13 protein-coding genes, 2 rRNA genes and 1 pseudogene are annotated in these 19438 nt (G+C 62.3%); 10 read left to right on the top strand and 6 right to left on the bottom strand.

All coding sequences use genetic code 11. The annotated features are described in order from the left end of the window. Positions 1 to 12 precede the first annotated feature (12 nt). Together B586_RS14085 and rrf are read left to right on the top strand one after the other, a co-directional pair. A 23S ribosomal RNA gene (locus B586_RS14085) occupies positions 13 to 3129 on the top strand. 91 nt (positions 3130 to 3220) lie between these two features. Beyond that, positions 3221 to 3333: ribosomal RNA gene (gene rrf, locus B586_RS14080) — 5S ribosomal RNA — on the top strand. Positions 3334 to 3391: 58 nt separating this feature from the next. Here the strand turns inward: rrf and B586_RS14075 are convergent. Together B586_RS14075 and B586_RS14070 are read right to left on the bottom strand one after the other, a co-directional pair. Beyond that, a complete protein-coding gene (locus B586_RS14075; protein WP_047315835.1) occupies positions 3392 to 3889 on the bottom strand; it encodes a methylated-DNA--[protein]-cysteine S-methyltransferase in 498 nt (165 codons plus the stop codon). Then, positions 3886 to 5382, bottom strand: coding sequence for a DNA-3-methyladenine glycosylase 2 family protein (locus B586_RS14070; RefSeq protein WP_054879631.1), 1497 nt, complete (start codon positions 5380 to 5382; stop codon positions 3886 to 3888). Before B586_RS14070 ends, B586_RS14075 begins: the two co-directional genes overlap by 4 nt. A gap of 194 nt (positions 5383 to 5576) precedes the next feature. Between B586_RS14070 and B586_RS14065 the strand changes: the two genes are divergently transcribed. Then, a complete protein-coding gene (locus tag B586_RS14065) occupies positions 5577 to 7046 on the top strand; it encodes an FAD-dependent oxidoreductase (protein WP_054880901.1) in 1470 nt (489 codons plus the stop codon). On the opposite strand, the gene B586_RS14060 is transcribed toward B586_RS14065, so the two are convergent. Further along, on the bottom strand, positions 7043 to 8662 hold the full coding sequence (locus tag B586_RS14060; RefSeq protein WP_054879632.1) for an adenylate/guanylate cyclase domain-containing protein: 1620 nt from the start codon (positions 8660 to 8662) through the stop codon (positions 7043 to 7045). The genes B586_RS14065 and B586_RS14060 overlap by 4 nt on opposite strands. A 45-nt stretch (positions 8663 to 8707) precedes the next feature. On the opposite strand from B586_RS14060, the gene nucS reads away from it, so the two are divergent. Continuing rightward, positions 8708 to 9379 (top strand): endonuclease NucS, encoded by a 672-nt coding sequence (gene nucS, locus B586_RS14055; protein WP_047315832.1) that lies wholly within the window; start codon positions 8708 to 8710, stop codon positions 9377 to 9379. Between the two features lie 23 nt (positions 9380 to 9402). Beyond that, the gene (locus B586_RS20280; RefSeq protein ID WP_082607633.1) at positions 9403 to 9711 is read left to right on the top strand and encodes a hypothetical protein; all 309 of its coding nucleotides are present in this window, start codon (positions 9403 to 9405) and stop codon (positions 9709 to 9711) included. Here the strand turns inward: B586_RS20280 and mce are convergent. Continuing rightward, positions 9708 to 10175 carry a methylmalonyl-CoA epimerase gene (gene mce, locus B586_RS14050; protein ID WP_047315831.1) on the bottom strand — a complete coding sequence of 156 codons (468 nt, stop codon included), beginning with the start codon at positions 10173 to 10175 and terminating at the stop codon, positions 9708 to 9710. The genes B586_RS20280 and mce overlap by 4 nt on opposite strands. A 90-nt stretch (positions 10176 to 10265) precedes the next feature. Between mce and B586_RS14045 the strand changes: the two genes are divergently transcribed. The 5 genes and pseudogenes from B586_RS14045 to B586_RS22120 all read left to right on the top strand — a co-directional run. Then, positions 10266 to 11447 (top strand): acetyl-CoA C-acetyltransferase, encoded by a 1182-nt coding sequence (locus B586_RS14045; RefSeq protein ID WP_047315830.1) that lies wholly within the window; start codon positions 10266 to 10268, stop codon positions 11445 to 11447. 50 nt (positions 11448 to 11497) lie between these two features. Next, the gene (locus B586_RS14040) at positions 11498 to 12436 is read left to right on the top strand and encodes a thioredoxin family protein (RefSeq protein WP_054879633.1); all 939 of its coding nucleotides are present in this window, start codon (positions 11498 to 11500) and stop codon (positions 12434 to 12436) included. Positions 12437 to 12493: 57 nt separating this feature from the next. Then, positions 12494 to 13585 carry an LLM class flavin-dependent oxidoreductase gene (locus B586_RS14035; RefSeq protein WP_156406783.1) on the top strand — a complete coding sequence of 364 codons (1092 nt, stop codon included), beginning with the start codon at positions 12494 to 12496 and terminating at the stop codon, positions 13583 to 13585. Positions 13586 to 13690: 105 nt separating this feature from the next. Next, positions 13691 to 14428: a hypothetical protein gene (locus B586_RS14030; RefSeq protein ID WP_054879634.1), complete on the top strand. Its 738-nt coding sequence runs from the start codon at positions 13691 to 13693 to the stop codon at positions 14426 to 14428. A 222-nt stretch (positions 14429 to 14650) separates the two neighbouring features. Then, a pseudogene (locus tag B586_RS22120) lies at positions 14651 to 14908 on the top strand (PIN domain-containing protein); the annotation flags it as partial. Positions 14909 to 15108: 200 nt separating this feature from the next. Here B586_RS22120 and glgB read toward each other — a convergent pair. Next, the gene (gene glgB / locus B586_RS14025; RefSeq protein ID WP_054879635.1) at positions 15109 to 17316 is read right to left on the bottom strand and encodes a 1,4-alpha-glucan branching protein GlgB; all 2208 of its coding nucleotides are present in this window, start codon (positions 17314 to 17316) and stop codon (positions 15109 to 15111) included. Positions 17317 to 17321: 5 nt separating this feature from the next. Then, a complete protein-coding gene (locus B586_RS14020) occupies positions 17322 to 19409 on the bottom strand; it encodes an alpha-1,4-glucan--maltose-1-phosphate maltosyltransferase (RefSeq protein ID WP_211141498.1) in 2088 nt (695 codons plus the stop codon). Positions 19410 to 19438: the final 29 nt, after the last annotated feature.

The raw sequence follows: 19438 nt of genomic DNA, 5'->3' as shown, positions 1-19438 counted from the left end.
GGTTTTGTGTGTAAGTAAGTGCTTAAGGGCGCATGGTGGATGCCTTGGCATCGAGAGCCGATGAAGGACGTGGGAGGCTGCGATATGCCTCGGGGAGCTGTCAACCGAGCGTGGATCCGAGGATTTCCGAATGGGGAAACCCAGCACGAGTGATGTCGTGTTACCCGTATCTGAATATATAGGGTGCGGGAGGGAACGCGGGGAAGTGAAACATCTCAGTACCCGTAGGAGAAGAAAACAATTGTGATTCCGCAAGTAGTGGCGAGCGAACGTGGAATATGGCTAAACCGCACGCATGTGTAACCAGGTAGGGGTTGTGTGTGCGGGGTTGTGGGAGTGATACATCTCAGTTCTACCTGGCTGAGGGGTAGTCAGAAAGTGTCGTGGTTAGCGGAAGTGGCCTGGGATGGCCTGCCGTAGACGGTGAGAGCCCAGTACGCGAAAACCCGGCACCTACCTTGTGTCAATTCCCGAGTAGCAGCGGGCCCGTGGAATCTGCTGTGAATCTGCCGGGACCACCCGGTAAGCCTAAATACTTCTCGATGACCGATAGCGGATTAGTACCGTGAGGGAATGGTGAAAAGTACCCCGGGAGGGGAGTGAAATAGTACCTGAAACCGTGTGCCTACAATCCGTCAGAGCCTCCTTGTGGGGTGATGGCGTGCCTTTTGAAGAATGAGCCTGCGAGTCAGGGACATGTCGCGAGGTTAACCCGTGTGGGGTAGCCGCAGCGAAAGCGAGTCTGAATAGGGCGTATCACGTGTGAGCGTGTGTAGTGGCATGTTCTGGACCCGAAGCGGAGTGATCTACCCATGGCCAGGGTGAAGCGCGGGTAAGACCGCGTGGAGGCCCGAACCCACTTAGGTTGAAGACTGAGGGGATGAGCTGTGGGTAGGGGTGAAAGGCCAATCAAACTCCGTGATAGCTGGTTCTCCCCGAAATGCATTTAGGTGCAGCGTTGCGTGGTTCACCACGGAGGTAGAGCTACTGGATGGCCGATGGGCCCTACTAGGTTACTGACGTCAGCCAAACTCCAAATGCCGTGGTGTAGAGCGTGGCAGTGAGACGGCGGGGGATAAGCTCCGTACGTCGAAAGGGAAACAGCCCAGATCGCCGGCTAAGGCCCCTAAGCGTGTGCTAAGTGGAAAAGGATGTGCAGTCGCAAAGACAACCAGGAGGTTGGCTTAGAAGCAGCCACCCTTGAAAGAGTGCGTAATAGCTCACTGGTCAAGTGATTGTGCGCCGATAATGTAGCGGGGCTCAAGCACACCGCCGAAGCCGCGGCACATTCACGTTTACGTGGGTGTGGGTAGGGGAGCGTCCCTCATTCAGCGAAGCCTCCGGGTAACCGGTGGTGGAGGGTGGGGGAGTGAGAATGCAGGCATGAGTAGCGATAAGGCAAGTGAGAACCTTGCCCGCCGAAAGACCAAGGGTTCCTGGGCCAGGCCAGTCCGCCCAGGGTGAGTCGGGACCTAAGGCGAGGCCGACAGGCGTAGTCGATGGACAACGGGTTGATATTCCCGTACCCGTGTGTGCGCGCCCGTGATGAATCAGCGGTACTAACCACCCAAAACCGGATCGATCATTCCCCTTCGGGGGCGTGGAGGTTCGGGGCTGCGTGGGAACTTCGCTGGTAGTAGTCAAGCGATGGGGTGACGCAGGAAGGTAGCCGTACCAGTCAGTGGTAATACTGGGGCAAGCCCGTAGGGAGAGCGATAGGCAAATCCGTCGCTCATATATCCTGAGAGGTGATGCATAGCCGATTGAGGCAAATTCGGTGATCCTCTGCTGCCAAGAAAAGCCTCTAGCGAGCACACACACGGCCCGTACCCCAAACCGACACAGGTGGTCAGGTAGAGCATACCAAGGCGTACGAGATAACTATGGTTAAGGAACTCGGCAAAATACCCCCGTAACTTCGGGAGAAGGGGGGCCGGAATATCGTGAACACCCTTGCGGTGGGAGCGAGATCCGGTCGCAGAAACCAGTGAGAAGCGACTGTTTACTAAAAACACAGGTCCGTGCGAAGTCGCAAGACGATGTATACGGACTGACGCCTGCCCGGTGCTGGAAGGTTAAGAGGACCCGTTAACTCGAAAGGGTGAAGCGGAGAATTTAAGCCCCAGTAAACGGCGGTGGTAACTATAACCATCCTAAGGTAGCGAAATTCCTTGTCGGGTAAGTTCCGACCTGCACGAATGGCGTAACGACTTCTCAACTGTCTCAACCATAGACTCGGCGAAATTGCACTACGAGTAAAGATGCTCGTTACGCGCGGCAGGACGAAAAGACCCCGGGACCTTCACTACAACTTGGTATTGATGTTCGGTACGGTTTGTGTAGGATAGGTGGGAGACTGTGAAACCTCGACGCTAGTTGGGGCGGAGTCGTTGTTGAAATACCACTCTGATCGTATTGGACATCTAACGTCGAACCGTATATCCGGTTCACGGACAGTGCCTGGCGGGTAGTTTAACTGGGGCGGTTGCCTCCTAAAATGTAACGGAGGCGCCCAAAGGTTCCCTCAACCTGGACGGCAATCAGGTGGCGAGTGTAAATGCACAAGGGAGCTTGACTGCGAGACCTACACGTCAAGCAGGGACGAAAGTCGGGATTAGTGATCCGGCACCTCTGAGTGGAAGGGGTGTCGCTCAACGGATAAAAGGTACCCCGGGGATAACAGGCTGATCTTCCCCAAGAGTCCATATCGACGGGATGGTTTGGCACCTCGATGTCGGCTCGTCGCATCCTGGGGCTGGAGCAGGTCCCAAGGGTTGGGCTGTTCGCCCATTAAAGCGGCACGCGAGCTGGGTTTAGAACGTCGTGAGACAGTTCGGTCTCTATCCGCCGCGCGCGTCAGAAACTTGAGGAAACCTGTCCCTAGTACGAGAGGACCGGGACGGACGAACCTCTGGTATACCAGTTGTCCCACCAGGGGCACCGCTGGATAGCCACGTTCGGACAGGATAACCGCTGAAAGCATCTAAGCGGGAAACCTTCTCCAAGATCAGGTTTCTCACCCACTTGGTGGGATAAGGCCCCCCGCAGAACACGGGATTGATAGGTCAGACCTAGAAGCTCAGCAATGAGTGCAGGGAACTGGCACTAACCGGCCGAAAACTTACCAACACACATCGCAACCACTATTCGTTCGTGACTTTATAGTCGCGCTAAATGCCACACCCCCCACCAGAACACTTGAATGAAAAATGAATAGAGTTACGGCGGCCACAGCGATAGGGAAACGCCCGGTCCCATTCCGAACCCGGAAGCTAAGCCTGTCAGCGCCGATGATACTGCCCATTCGGGTGGAAAAGTAGGACACCGCCGAACATACACAAAAACACCCCTGTTATCCGGGGGTGTTTTTGTATTTGTGTATTTCCGCGCCCTAGTCGAATAGTGTCAAATTCGCCGACGCCTGGTGTTTCTCCAATTCGAGCAGGGTGTGCTTGCGATCGAGTCCGCCGCCAAAGCCGGTAAGGCTGCCATTGGCGCCGATAACACGATGGCAGGGAACAATGACGGCGATCGGATTATGGCCGTTGGCCAATCCCACCGCACGGGCAGCGCCGGGCGACCCGATCTGTTCGGCGATCTCTCCGTAGGACCGGGTCTCTCCATACGGAATGGTCAGCAGGGCCTGCCAAACTCGCTGTTGGAATTTCGTTCCCCGTAAATCGAGCTCGACAGCGAATTCGGTAAGCTCACCGGCGAAGTAGGCGCCAAGTTGGCTGACGGTATCAGCAAATGCGCCATCGTCGGGCGTCCAGTCGGCGCGGCTCGGCTCGTAGGTTTGATCGACCATTCGCAAGTTCGTCAACACCGAGCCATATCCGGCCAATGTCAACGGTCCTATTGGGCTATCGATGGTGCGGTAGTTAATCATGCGATCTCCTTTGGCGGCCATTGGTTTACTGGATGGTCGAGGGTGGTCCAGAGGTGTTGGGTGGCGTAGGAACGCCAGGGACGCCAGCGAGTGCTGTGCTCGGTGAGGGCGCGCTGTGCCTTGGGCAGGCCTAGTTGCTGGGCAGCCAGCTGTACGCCGAGGTCGCTGGCCGGAAAAGCGTCGGGGTCACCAAGGCCGCGCATGGCGACTACCTCAGCTGTCCAGGGACCGACGCCCGGAAGGGATAGCAATTGACTACGCGCGCGAGTCCAGTCGCACCCGGCGTCCAGGGTGACACTTCCGTCGGCAATGCCGGCGGCGAGTGCGCTGATCGTCCGTTGCCGTGCTGTGGGGACGGCCAGATGCGCGGGGTCGATCTCGGTGAGTTGCTCGACGGAGGGGAAGGTGTGGGTCAATGTGCCCCCGGCATCGTGTACCGGATTTCCGTAGGCGACTACTAGCCTGCTCAGGTGGGTTCGTGCCGCCTTGGTCGACACTTGTTGGCCTAATACCGCGCGGATGGCGAGCTCAGCCTCGTCGACGGTGCGGGGGATACGTTGTCCAGGTGCCTTGGCCACCACCGGCCCCAGATTGGGGTCGTCGGTGAGCGCTTCGACCACCGCTTCAGGATCGGCGTCGAGGTCGAGCAGCCGCCGGCACCGAGCGGTCGCCGCCGCGAGGTCTCGGAAGTCATCGAGCACCAGCACGCAGCGCACATGATCGGGTGCCGGCGTCAGGCTGACTAGGCCGTTACCCCAGGAGAGCCGCAGCGTGCGTCGGTAGGCACCGTCGCGCACCTCTTCGCAACCGGGCACCACACCGGCAGCCAGATGACCGAAAACACCCTCATACGCGAACGGCGTGCGCACCGGTAGCCGAAGCGAGACCGTCCCGGCGGAGGTAGCTCGGACTTTCGAGGACCCGTAGCGGGCGGCTGCGCGTTTGCGCAACGCCGTCGGCGGGGCGTCACACACCAGGCGCACGGTGTCGTTGAACTGGCGGATGCTAGAAAACCCGGCCGCGAATGCGACATCACTGAACGGCAGGTCTGTGGTCTCGATGAGCACCCGGGCAGTCTGGGTTCGTTGCGCGCGAGCCAGCGCGAGCGGGCCGGCGCCGACCTCGGCCTGCAAAAGCCGCTCCAGCTGACGGGTGGTGTAGCCGACGCGGACGGCAAGGCCGCTGACGCCTTCACGGTCCACTGTGCCGTCCGCAATTAGCCGCATTGCCCGCGCGACCACGTCACCACGCACGTTCCATTCCGGGGATCCCGGGGAAGCGTCGGGTCGGCACCGCTTGCACGCGCGGAAGCCCGCTCGCTGGGCGGCTGCCGCGCTTGGCAGGAACTGCACGTTACGGGCGAACGGGGGCCGCACTGGGCAGCTGGGCCGGCAGTAGATCCGGGTCGTCAACACCGCAGTGACGAACCAGCCGTCGAACCGGGCGTCCTTGGATTGGACCGCCCGATAGCAGCGTTCGAAATCGTCATGCACGCTTCCACCCTTACACCTTGACACCGACAAAACTGGCGGGAAAACGACATCGTAGTGAGCTCATGCGAGGACCCGGGGTCGGCCAGGCGAGTAACGGTTGGGGCACGTTTCGGGTTGTCCCGCGACGCGTCGTGCGGCGCTGCGGTTTGGGTGGTTGACAATGCGGGGCATGATGCAATCGCGGAAGCCCGATGTTGGCGGGTGAGATCTCGCGCCAGACGTTTCTGCGAGGTGCCGCCGGAGCGTTAGCCGCTGGCGCCGTTTTTGGAGCCGGCGCAGTTGGATCGGGCCGAGTCGGTTTGGGCCGGGCTCTCGCCGCTCCGAACAGCTCCGGTTGGGACGCTCTTTCTGCCGCCCTCGGCGGGAAAGTGTTGCGACCCGGCGACGGTCCCCAATTCGCAACGGCCAAGCAGGTTTTCAACACGAACTACAACGGCTCGACGCCGGCGGTGATCGTCACCCCGACATCGACGGCGGACGTGCAAAAGGCGATGGCGTTCGCCGCGGCCCACCAGCTCAAGGTCGCCGCGCGCAGTGGTGGGCACTCCTATGTGGGCGCGTCTACCGCGAACGGCGCCATGGTGCTTGATTTGCGTCAGCTGCCCGGGGACATCAATTACGACACCGCCACCGGGCAGGTCACGGTGACGCCGGCTACCGGTTTGTATGCGATGCACCAGGTGCTGGCCGGGGCCGGTCGCGGCATTCCGACGGGTACCTGCCCGTCGGTCGGTGCCGCGGGGCACGCCTTAGGCGGCGGGCTGGGCGCCAATTCCCGGCATGCGGGCCTGCTCTGTGACCAATTGACGTCGGCATCGGTGGTGCTGCCCAGCGGCCGGCTGGTCACCGCGTCTGCCAGCAACAACCCCGACTTGCTCTGGGCGTTGCGTGGCGGGGGTGGCGGCAACGTCGGGGTGACGACCTCGCTGACCTTTGCCACGTTCCCCACCAAGGACGTTGACGTGGTGAACCTCAATTTCCCGCCGCAGGCGTTCGCCCAGGTCTTGCTTGGTTGGCAGAACTGGCTGCGGACCGCCGACCGAAGCAGCTGGGCACTGGCGGACGCCACCGTCGACCCGCTGGGTACGCATTGTCGTATCCTCGCAACCTGCCCGGTCGGGTCGGGCAGCAGTGTGGCGGGCGCCATCATTTCAGCCGTTGGGGTGCAACCAACGGGGACCGAGAACCACACCTTCAATTACTTGGACCTGGTCAAGTATCTGGCCGTCGGGAACCTCAACCCGTCGCCGCTGGGATATGTCGGCGGATCCGATGTCTTTCCCGTCGTCAACGCGGCTGTCGCCCAAGGGATCGCCTCGGCTGTCGACGCTTTTCCGCGCGGCGCGGGCCGTGCGTTGGCGATTATGCACGCCCTCGACGGTGCGCTCGCCGGTGTGGCGCCGGGGGCCACCGCCTTTCCGTGGCGCCGGCAGTCCGCGCTGGTGCAGTGGTACGTGGAAACATCCGGTGACCCGTCGGCAGCGACCAGCTGGCTCAACGCGGCACATCAAGCGGTGCATCCGTATTCGGTCGGCGGCTACGTGAATTACATTGAGGCGAACCAGCCGGCATCGCGGTACTTTGGCACGAATCTATCCCGGCTTAGCGCGGTACGGCAGAAGTATGATCCTGGCCGAGTCATGTTCTCCGGACTGAATTTCTAGCCGCCAAGTGACGCCAGTTGGGTGGGATGATCGTGCCCGCGAAGCGTCACGGTCTCGCCCAAACGCCAATGGGTGCACTCGTTTTCGCTTGCACCTTGCAGCGCCGTGGCCGTCGCCAATACCCGGCCCTGGTGTGACTTGGCTAGCTCGCACAATCGAGCTGCCTCGTGGACCGGCTCGCCGATCACGGTGTACTCGAATCGTTCTTTGGCGCCGACATTGCCGGCCACGACCTGGCCTGCCGCCACGCCGATACCGGCCTGGCACTCAGGCATTTCATTGGCCAGGCGGTCGGCGATGGTGCGGGCGGTGGCCAGCGCTTCGTCCTCGGGTTGGTCGAGGTGATTCGGGGCCCCGAAGATTGCCAGCGACGCGTCACCCTCGAATTTGTTGACCAGTCCATGGTGGCGGTCCACTTCCTCGACGACGATCGCGAAAAACCGGTTGAGCAAGGCAACCACCTCGGTCGCAGGCCGGCTAGTCACCAACTGGGTGGAGCCGACGATATCGAGGAATACGACGGCGACATGGCGTTCTTCCCCGCCCAGCGTCGGTCGCTCGCGTTCCGCGGCGGCGGCGACTTCGCGCCCCACATGTCGACCGAAAAGATCGCGCACGCGTTCGCGCTCCCGCAGTCCATCGACCATGGAATTGAACCCACGCTGAAGCTCACCGAGTTCGGTGCCGTCGAATACCACCAGGTTGCCCTGCAAATTTCCCTGCTCGACGCGCTTGAGTGCGGCACGCACGACCCGCACCGGGGTCGCGGTCAGCCAGGCCAGGATCCACATCAGCAGGGAGCCGGAGGCCAATGTTACCGTCGACACGATCAGCACGCCCGTCGCGAACTGGACCCGGGTCAGACTACGTTGCAATATTTCGAAGATCGCTAGCAGGCCGACGCCGATGACGGGCGCGCCCGAACCGATCAGCCACACCATCATGGTTCGGCCCATGATGCCCGGCGCGAACCGCCGCGGCGGCGGTCCGGCCTCGAGCGCCTGCGCGGCTATCGGGCGCAGCGCGAACTCGGTGAACAGGTAGCTGCTGGTGCTGACGAACACGCCGCAAAAGCTCACTGCGAACAGAAAGCGCGGGATGAACATGGTGTTCGCCAGGCCATAGAGGGTCGTCAACAGCACCGTGCCGACTCCCCACAGGATGAGGTCGGCGCGCGCAACTCGCCACGGTATCCGGAACGTGTTGCGCTCGTCGTTGTGGCTGGGTTTGCGCTCCTCGATCGCCCAGCGCAGGGCCAGTACGGTCCGTCGGGTAACGATGTAGGCGCCGAGGGCCATGGCAACCCCGAAGTAGGTCGGCATCACCACGAAGGTGAGCCACACCGGCGCGTCCGTGAACACACTTGGTGCCGGGATGGCAACCGTGACCAAGAGCACGGCAACGCCGATCCCGATCAGGTTCACGGCCGCTATCAGGACGGTCAAGATGATCTGGATGCGTATCCGCCGACGTTGTTGGCTTTCCGACACCCGGCCAAGCAGCCAGGAGCCATACGCGGGGACTTCTTCCAACCGGCCGCTCTGACGAGTCACCGTCTCGAGCACCCGGCCCAAGCGTTGTGCCATGCTCTTCGTGGGGACCCGGGTGGTTGACATGGTGGCGCCAGCCTAATTTGTTGGTCACGCTCTAAGGTGAGTCGGGTGCGTCTAGTGATTGCTCAGTGCACCGTCGACTACCTTGGCCGGCTGACCGCTCACCTGCCGTCGGCGCGCAGGTTGTTGCTGTTTAAGGCGGACGGGTCGGTCAGTGTGCACGCCGACGACCGCGCCTACAAGCCGTTGAACTGGATGAGTCCGCCGTGCTGGTTGACCGAAGACGTCGCTGGCGCCTCGCCGGTCTGGGTGGTTGAAAACAAGGCCGGCGAACAATTGCGCATTACTGTTGAGGAGGTCGAGCACGACTCCAGTCACGAGTTGGGCGTGGACCCCGGGCTGGTCAAAGACGGCGTCGAAGCCCACCTACAGGCATTGCTTGCGGAGCATGTCGGGCTGCTGGGCGAGGGATACACGCTGGTCCGTCGTGAGTACATGACCGCGATCGGGCCCGTCGACCTGCTCTGCCGCGATGAACAGGGGGGATCGGTCGCGGTGGAAATCAAACGGCGTGGCGAAATTGACGGCGTCGAGCAGCTCACCCGCTACCTCGAGTTGCTGAATCGGGACAGCGTTCTCGCGCCGGTCAAGGGGGTGTTCGCCGCTCAACAGATCAAGCCGCAGGCGCGCACTTTGGCTACTGACCGCGGCATCCGTTGCGTAACATTGGATTACGACAAGATGCGGGGCATGGACAGCGATGAGTACCGGCTGTTCTAAAGTTTCCCGATTAGACTGACGCCATGGCTCGTCGCCGCAGATCGACGCGTGGGCAGCGACCAATATCGCCATCACCGGTGCTGTGCCGGGTGGAAACAGGGCCCGATGGCCACGACTACGAAGTGCTCCCGATCGCTGCGGCCGGTGCCGTCAAAACCTATCGCTGTCCTGGATGCGATCACGAAATTCGTTCTGGCACTGCGCATGTGGTGGTATGGCCTGCTGATTCACGGCAAGCCGGAGGCTCGCCGGGAGTCGACGATCGGCGACATTGGCACACCCCGTGTTGGGCTCACCGCGGCACCCGCGGTCCGACCCGACGGTGGTCTTAGGACGCCGGCTCGACCAACTCGATCAGAACGCCGCCAGCATCCTTCGGGTGGATGAAGTTGATTCGTGAGTTCGCCGTGCCCAGCCGGGGTGCGTCGTAGACCAGCCGGACTCCCTGTGCGCGGAGTCGCTTGCTAAGGCTGTCGAGATCGCTGACCCGACAAGCCAGTTGCTGCATGCCCGGTCCGTGCTTATCCAAGAACTTCGCGATCGGCGACGACTCGTCGGTCGGGGCCATCAACTGAATCTGTGCTGTGCCGGTCAGGGCGCCGCGTGCCGACAGCATGGCTTCGCGGATCCCCTGGTCGTTGTTGACTTCCTCGTGGACCAGGATCATGCCCAGGTGGTCGTGATACCAGGCGATGGCTGCATCCAGGTCGGCGACCGCGATGCCGACGTGATCGATCGCTGTCACCTGCGCGGTGGCCAGCAGCTGACGGGTGTCGACTTGATCGGTCGTCATCACACAACGGTAACCTGACGGGAAAGATTGCGCTTCTCGGGCAGGTCGAATCGGCCTGCAGAGGGGCCCCAGGAGCAGGCCCAGGAGGTAGTCATGACGACATCGGTGATCGTTGCTGGGGCACGGACACCCATCGGCAAGTTGATGGGGTCATTGAAGGACTTTTCGGCCAGCGATCTGGGTGCGATCGCCATTGCCGCCGCGCTGGAGAAGGCCAACGTAGCGCCGTCGGCGGTGCAGTACGTGATCATGGGCCAGGTGTTGACCGCGGGGGCCGGTCAGATGCCGGCGCGGCAGGCGGCAGTGGCGGCCGGTATCGGTTGGGATGTTCCGGCGCTGACGATCAACAAGATGTGCCTGTCCGGTCTTAACGCCATCGCGCTCGCTGACCAGCTCATTCGCGCCGGAGAATTCGATGTGGTGGTGGCCGGCGGCCAAGAATCCATGACGAAGGCACCACATCTGCTGATGGACAGCCGGTCGGGCTACAAGTACGGCGACGTCACGATTTTGGACCACCTGGCCTACGACGGCCTGCACGACGTGTTCACCGATCAACCGATGGGCGCGCTCACCGAACAGCGCAACGATGTCGACAAATTCACGCGCCAAGAACAGGACGAGTTTGCTGCCCGGTCGCACCAAAAGGCGGCCGCGGCATGGAAGGACGGCGTCTTCGCCGACGAAGTGGTGCCGGTGAACATTCCGCAGCGCAAAGGTGATCCGCTGCAGTTCACCGAGGATGAGGGGATCCGCGCCAACACCACGGCCGAGTCGTTGGCCGGTCTGAAACCGGCGTTTCGCCGCGATGGCACCATCACCCCCGGCTCTGCGTCGCAGATCTCCGATGGTGCGGCCGCCGTCGTGGTGATGAACAAAGAAAAGGCGCAGCAGCTGGGGCTGACGTGGCTGGCCGAGATCGGTGCCCACGGCGTTGTGGCCGGCCCAGATTCGACGCTGCAGTCCCAGCCGGCCAACGCCATCAAGAAGGCAGTCGACCGCGAAGGTATCTCCACCGACCAGCTCGACGTCGTAGAGATCAACGAGGCGTTTGCGGCGGTGGCGTTGGCCTCCACGCGTGAACTTGGCATCGCTCCCGAGCTCGTCAACGTCAACGGCGGCGCGATCGCTGTGGGGCACCCCCTCGGGATGTCGGGAGCCAGAATCACGTTGCATGTCGCGCTGGAATTGGCGCGTCGCGGTTCGGGCTACGGTGTTGCGGCCCTGTGCGGCGCCGGTGGCCAGGGTGACGCGCTGATTCTGCGGGCCGGTTAGCGTGCCACCGGGTGGATCGGTACCCGATGGGACGTGACAGACTTGACCACGTGACGCGTCCGCGATCCCCCATCGGGCCTGCCACGGCCGGTGCGGTAGACCTTTCAGGTCTCAAGCAGCGAGCTCAGCAGAAGACTTCAGCAAGTGACCCCGCCAGCCGAGCAACGTCGGCGGCGCGCGGCGCGGGTAGCTCCGAAAACACCTCGGTCACTGAGATCACCGAGGCCAATTTCGAAGATGAAGTGCTGGTCCGGTCCGACGAAGTACCGGTCGTGGTGCTGGTGTGGTCACCGCGCAGTGATGCGTGCGTCAAGCTGCTTGAGACACTGTCCGGCTTGGCGGCCGACGACGACGGCACCTGGTCGTTGGCGACGGTCAACGTCGACGCGGCGCCCAGGGTGGCGCAGATCTTTGGTGTTGATGCGGTCCCGACCGTGGTCGCGCTGGCTGCTGGGCAGCCGCTGTCCAGCTTTCAGGGCGTGCAGCCTGCCGATCAGCTGCGCCGCTGGCTGGACTCGTTGCTGTCGGCGACAGCCGGCAAGCTGAGAGGGCCCACTGGTTCCGAGGATTCTGCGGAAATGGATCCCGCGGTTGCCCAAGCCCGCCAGCAACTGGAGGCCGGCGACTTCGTCGTCGCGAAGCGGTCATATCAAGCGATCTTGGATGCCAATCCGGCCAGCGTCGAAGCGAAGGCCGCGATCCGGCAGATCGACTTCCTTACGCGCGTAACCGCGCAACGCCCCGACGCGGTCGCAGTCGCTGATGCCGCGCCGGGCGACATTGCGGCGGCGTTAGCGGCCGCCGACGTGCAAATCCTCAACCAAGATGTGACCGCGGCGTTCGAGCGCCTGATCGCGTTGGTGCGCAGCACATCTGGAGATGAGCGCAGTTCGGTACGTACTCGGCTGATCGAGCTGTTCGAACTCTTCGATCCGGCCGATCCCGATGTCATCGTCGGTCGGCGCAACCTTGCCAACGCGCTGTATTGAGATCGCACGCCGCAGTTCGTTTCGGACCTGCAACCCGAGATCAGCAGGGGTGAATTTGTGAAGGTCGGCTTGCTCGTGGTGCCGATGCACCCCTTCGAGTCGTACCGCATGATGCTGACCGTCGCCGAAGAGGCCAACGTCGACTCATTCTGGGTGCCCGACCATTTGCTAGGCACGACACACCCTGACCTGTGGCCTGACATGGCTTTGGCTTCGCTATCACCCGATTCTGACGCCTGGTACGACCCGTTTGCCTGCATCGCTGCTATCGGTCATGAATCAAGTCTTCCGATGGGAGTCTGTGTCACCGACGCGATCCGACGGTGCGCACCTGACGTGGTGAGGACCACATTGACCCTGCACCAGCTCTGCCGCGGCGGATTCTGCCTCGGAGTCGGTGCCGGGGAAGCCGAGAATCTTGTGCCCTTCGGCTATGATTTCTCCACTCCCGTAGCACATTTGGAAGCGTTCCTGATCGAGCTGCGAGCGCTCCTCGACCACGGTGTCATGCCGGCCGGGGAATCCCGCGGCCGTATCGGTCTGCCACTGCAACGTGACGACCTCGGCTCCCCGAAGGTTTGGGTGGCCGGACATGGACCGCGGATGCTACGTCTGACCGGCGAGTATGGCGATGGCTGGATTCCAGCCTGGCCGATGAGCGCTTCGAGCTACGGCGACAAGCGCCGCACAATTGCAGAGCACGCCGAGCGGGTCGGACGGCCGATGCCAGAGTGTGCATTGCATATCGGCTTGATCATCGGCGAATCCCGCAACTATGTCGCCGAACTGATGGACCGCGATCCCCTCGGAAAGCTATGTGCTCTCATGTGTTCCGCCGAGACCTGGACCAAATATGGAATGACCCATCCTGGCGGACCACAATGCCGCGGTCTGATGGACCTGATCTACCACGACCTCGATCCGAAACAGCTTCGTGCGCTCGCACCGACAATCCCCTTCGAACTCGTCGAGGAATTCATGTTCATTGGCAACGCCACCGAAATCGCGGATAGAGTCCGCGGCTACGCCGACAACGGTCTCCAACATGTCATCTTGGGCAACGCAACCGGCGTCGTTGGCGGGTTCGACGAAATCAACGCGAACACCACAGAGCTGCTAACCCTAATAACCGCTCTTCGCGAGTTCTAAAGTGGCCGCACCCGAGCATCGCGCGTCAGAGACGTTTTTCCTACGTAGATGGTGTTCCATTAGTCCGATGAACGCCGATCAGCGTCGACCTAGGCAGCGTGCACTTTGAGCAAATTGCTGGATCAGGTGATGGAAGCCCATGGGGGTTTGGACCGGTGGCAGAGGGCCAGAGCCATTCATGCGCGTGTGCGCACGGGCGGTCTGCTGGTTCGGACGCGCGTGCCTGGTAACCGGTTCTCCGACTACCGCATCACCGTCGATGTCCAGCAGCCCCGCACGGTAATAGACCCGTTCCCGTATGACGGGCAGCGTGGGGTCTTCGAGCGCGGGATGGTACGAATCGAGAATCGCGAAGGCGACGTCATCAGTTCGCGCACGCGCCCACGTTTAGCGTTCTTCGGCCGCTCGGGCCTGCGTCGAAACATTCGTTGGGACGCAATGGATTCCGTCTACTTCGCCGGCTATGCCATGTGGGGCTACCTTACGGTGCCCTACCTGCTGATGCGCGAGGGCGTGCAGGTTGATGAGGGGCAGGCGTGGAAGGAAGGGGCAGAGACATGGCGACGGCTAAACGTCAGCTTCCCACCGGACATCGACACCCACTCGCGGCGTCAGAGCTACTACTTCGATGCCAGTGGTCACCTGCGTCGCCACGACTACGTCGCACTAGTGGTTGGCCGCTGGGCGAGGGCGGCTCATTATTGCGCCGACCACGTGCAGGCCGGCGGACTCGTTTTCGCGACCCGTCGGTGGGTTCACCCGATCGGTCCCGGTAATCGCCCGTTGCCGTTCCCCACCCTGGTCTCGTTGCAGCTAAGCGACATGGTTGTCGTGAGCAAGTAGGGTGTCGCCGCCCCGAATCCGTACGACAGGGTGACGCGGTGGGACGGATGGGAGGTCGATGAGAGGCACGCGAGGGGGTGACTCGCAACGAGCTTTTGCGCCGGAGGCTGGCCGAGCAGACCAACGCTGGCCGGGTGCCGGTGTCTGCTGCTGATTTCGACCGGTTCAGTGAGGTGTTCACCGATCTGGCAGATCCCGAGGTGATGGCAGCCGCGTGGCATCCGGGAGTTCGGTTTGGCGCCGTTGGCTGCGATACCGGTGAAATACCTCACGTCGGCAGCGGAGGACCGGGCATTCGACGTGCAGCTGATGCTGGCCGACAAGGGCATGCATCGTGGTCCGTCAGTGCCGGACCTGATCGTCGCCGCGACCGCGGAACTCGGCGGGTTGACCGTCTTGCATCTGGACAAGCATTTCGACCTTACCGCCGGCATCACCGGGCAGCCAGTGGGTGATTGGCCGCACGGTAAACCGGTCGCACATCTAAAGAAACAAAGACACCGGCCAGCGAGCGGGCCACGGCGTACCGTTACCTCTCGTCCTTACCCTTGCCGCGGCGCAGTTAAACGGCCTGGGGCGTTAGTCCTAGAAGATGCCGGTGGGGTCGCGGTCGATTGCGGTAGTGGGTCTTCGACGCATGGCGACGCCGTCAACTGCGCTGAGCCCTTGGCGCGCTTGCGCTACTCGGGTTCCAACCACAATGCCGACATCGGCGGCAGCACCAGCACCGCTGACGCCGGGCGGCCGTGCCACGGATCATCGGTGGCGTCGACGCCGCCGAGGTTGCCGACCCCGGAGCCGTTGTAGGCGACAGCATCGGTGTTCAACACCTCACGCCAGCGTCCGGCCGACGGCAGGCCGAGCCGGTAGCCGCTGTGTTCTGAACCAGCGAAATTGAATACACAGGCCAGTATCGAGCCGTCGTGGGCATATCGCAGGAAACTCAGTACGTTGTTGGCGGAGTCGTTGGCGTCGATCCAGGAATAGCCCTCGGAGGTGGTGTCTTGACTCCACAGCGCCGGGTGGCCGCGGTAGAGGCCGTTGAGGTCGCGTACGAGGCGCAGAATCCCGTTGGAGAAACCGTTTTCGTCGAGTTGGAACCAGTCCAGGCCACGCTGCTCCGACCATTCGGCGCGCTGGCCGAACTCCTGGCCCATGAACAACAGTTGCTTGCCCGGGTGCGCCCACTGGTAGGCGAGCAGGCTGCGTAGTCCGGCGGCCTTGGCGTGGTTGTTGCCCGGCATCCGCCCCCACAGCGTGCCCTTGCCGTGCACCACCTCGTCGTGGCTGAGCGGCAGCACGTAATTCTCGCTGAATGCGTACAGCATGGAGAACGTTATTTCGTTGTGGTGGTAGCTGCGGTGCACCGGATCGCGGCTGATGTAGTCGAGCGTGTCGTGCATCCAGCCCATGTTCCACTTCATCGAAAAGCCCAGTCCGCCAATGTTGGTCGGTCGCGTCACGCCGGGCCATGACGTCGACTCCTCGGCGATGGTGACAATGCCTGGCGCGGCTTTGTGTGCTGTGGCGTTCATCTCCTGCAGGAACTGCACCGCTTCCAAGTTTTCCCGCCCGCCGTAGATATTCGGGGTCCAGCCGCCCTCGGGACGTGAGTAGTCGAGGTACAACATCGACGCGACCGCGTCCACCCGGAATCCGTCGATGTGGAACTCTTCGAGCCAGTACAACGCATTGGCCACCAAGAAGTTACGCACCTCCGGACGACCGAAGTCGAATACGTAAGTGCCCCAGTCTAATTGCTCACCGCGCATAGGATCGGAATGCTCATAGAGGGGTGTTCCGTCAAACCGCCCCAGCGCCCATGCGTCCTTGGGAAAGTGTGCCGGTACCCAATCCACGATGACACCGATGCCGGCCTGGTGAAGCGCGTCGACCAGCGCCCGGAAGTCGTCGGGAGTGCCAAATCGCGATGTCGGTGCGTAGTACGACGTGACCTGATATCCCCACGATCCGGCGAACGGATGCTCCGCAACCGGCAGCATCTCAACGTGGGTAAACCGATGTGCTACAACATAATCTGTCAGCTCGCGGGCAAGCTGACGGTAGCTGAGTCCGGGGCGCCACGAGCCGAGATGGACTTCGTAGGTGCTCATCGGCTCAAACACCGGGTTGCGCTGCGCACGCCGTGCCATCCACTCGTCGTCACCCCAGGTGTAGTTATTCGACGTGACCCGCGATGCAGTCTGCGGCGCCACCTCGGTGCCGAAGGCGAACGGGTCGGCCCGATCGGTGATGACACCATCGGCGTCGTGCACCCGGAACTTGTACAGACCTTCGGCAGGGAACCCGGGCCAGAACAATTCCCATACTCCCGACGAGCCCAGCATCCGCATCGGGGCGTCGTTGCCATTCCAGCCGTTGAACTCGCCGATCAAGCTGACGCCCTTGGCGTTAGGCGCCCACACCGCGAACGACACCCCGTCCACCGCGCCGTCGGCGGTGGTGAACGAGCGTCGATGGGCGCCAAGGACTTCCCAGAGTCGCTCATGCCGGCCCTCGGCGAACAGATGAAGATCGACTTCGCCCAGGGTGGGCAGGAAGCGGTAGGCGTCCGCGACGGTATACGAGTCGGAACCCTGATAGCTCACCTGCAGTCGGTAGTCGATGAGGTCGACGAACGGTATCGCCACGGCGAACAAGCCGGATTCGAGGTGCTGCATTCCGAACCGGTTATCACCCACCACCGCGACGACGCCGACTGCGTGCGGTCGAAACGCTCGGATGACAGTGTGGTCGGCATACTCGTGAGCGCCCAGGATGCTGTGCGGATCGTGGTGTGCACCGGAGAGCAAGCGAGTTACGTCGGCTGGCTCGGGCGCCAGGTGGCTCTCGGCGAGTTGGTCGGTTCGGCTCTCGGATTGGCTCAAGCCCGTTACCTCCTGCGCAGCAATGTGGTTCGGGATTCCTGCGGTAAAAGTGGCATGTTGATGATGTGAGCGACTGCCTGCCCCGGATCGATACGAATGTAATTCGCTTGCCCCCATTGGTATTCCTGGCTGGTTATCTCATCCCGCACCCAAAACCGTTCGTAGGGCTCCATACCCAATGCGGCCATGTCTAACCATAGCGTCGCTTCCTCGGGTCCAAGTGCGTTGAGTGTCACCACCACTAGCACGCAGTCGCCAGTGGCCGGGTCGAACTTGCTATATGCCAGCAATGCCTCGTTGTCCACATGATGGAACGCAATGGTGCGCAACTGCTGCAGTGCGGGATGCAGCCGGCGAATTTCGTTGAGCTGCTTAATGAATGGCTCCAGCGATTTGCCTTCGGCGAGCGCGCCAGGGTAGTCGCGGGGGCGCAATTCGTACTTCTCCGAATCCAGGTATTCCTCGCTGCCGTCGCGCACCGGGCGATGCTCGAACAGCTCGTAACCGGAGTACATTCCCCAAGCCGGACTCATGGTCGCCGCCAGCACGGCGCGGATCGCGAACATGCCCGGGCCGTTATGTTGGAGTACTGCGTGCAGGATGTCGGGGGTGTTGACGAACAGGTTTGGCCGCCGGTAGTCGGCGAGTTCGGCTATTTCGTTGCCGAATTCGGTGAGCTCCCACTTGGCCGTGCGCCAGGTGAAGTAGGTATAGGACTGCGTGAAACCGAGCTTGGCCAGTCCGTACTGGCGCGCCGGCGGGGTAAAGGCTTCGGATAAGAAGAGCACGTCGGGGTTGGTGGTTTTGACCTGGCCGATCAGCCAGGCCCAGAAATCGGGTGGCTTGGTGTGTGGATTGTCGACCCGAAAGAATGTGACGCCGTGGTCGATCCAATGTCGCACTACGCGCAGCACTTCATCGTAGAGACCAGCAGGATCGTTGTCGAAGTTCAGCGGGTAAATGTCCTGGTATTTTTTCGGTGGATTCTCCGCGTAAGCGATTGTGCCGTCCGGCAATTCGGTGAACCAATGCCGATGTTGGCGGGCCCATGGATGATCCGGCGCGCATTGCAGCGCCAGGTCCAGGGCCACCTCCATGCCCAGATCACGTGCCGCGGCCACGAAGTCGTCGAAGTCGTCGATAGTGCCCAGGCTTGGATGTACCGCATCGTGGCCACCCTCATCGCTACCGATCGCCCATGGAGACCCGATATCTGTCGGCGCGGCGGTGGGAGAGTTGTTGCGGCCCTTGCGATGTATCTTGCCGATCGGATGGATCGGCGGCAGGTACACCACATCGAATCCCATGTCGGCGATACGCGGAAGTGCCGCGGCTGCAGTGGCGAAGGTGCCGTGCACCGGGTTGCCGTCGGTGTCCCAGCCGCCGGTCGAGCGCGGAAACATCTCGTACCAGGAGCCGAAGCGGGCCAACGGCCGGTCCACCCAGACCCCGAACTGCTCGCCCCGGGTAACCAGATCCCGCAGCGGATAGTTCGTCAAAAGTTCATCGATTTCGGGCGCCAGCGCCAGCGCGGTGCGGGTCACCGGATCTCCGGGGGTCCGTAACGCCGCCGCGGCCGTCTGCAGCGGCCCGCGCTGCGCGCGCGGCACACCGGTTGCGGCACGCTCGAACAGCGCGGCTCCGACCAAAAGATCGTTGGACAATTCCGTCTCACTCTGGCCAGCGTCCAACTTGGCAATCAGCGCATGCCGCCAGGTGTGTATCGGGTCGCCCCAGCCGTCGACTCGGAAGGTCCACAATCCGACGCGGTCGGGGGTGAACTGACCGTGGAAAACGTAGGGTTCTTGACCCATCGTCATGTGAAGCAGTAGCGGCTTGACTCGTTGGGCCGGGGCGGGTGTTGCTGCAGGCCTTGTTTCGCGGGCCTGGACCGCCGTGATCCGGCGGGTTTCCGTCGTGAGCGGATAGCGCAGCCCGAGATAGCGGACGACCAGGGTAGCTGCGACAGCCTCGTGGCCTTCTCGCCATACCGTGGCGCTGACCGGCACCATCTCGCCGACCACGGCTTTGGCGGGGTACACGCCGCAGGAGACGACCGGTGCGACGTTATCGATCTCTACCCGACCGGGCACCACCACTCCTTCTGCTCCGTGGCTCGCCC

Source organism: Mycobacterium haemophilum DSM 44634, from assembly GCF_000340435.2.
GTDB classification, from domain to species: Bacteria; Actinomycetota; Actinomycetes; order Mycobacteriales; family Mycobacteriaceae; genus Mycobacterium; species Mycobacterium haemophilum.
The sequence above is the reverse complement of the archived record's forward strand: the minus strand, read 5'-3'. Positions and strand labels throughout refer to the sequence as shown.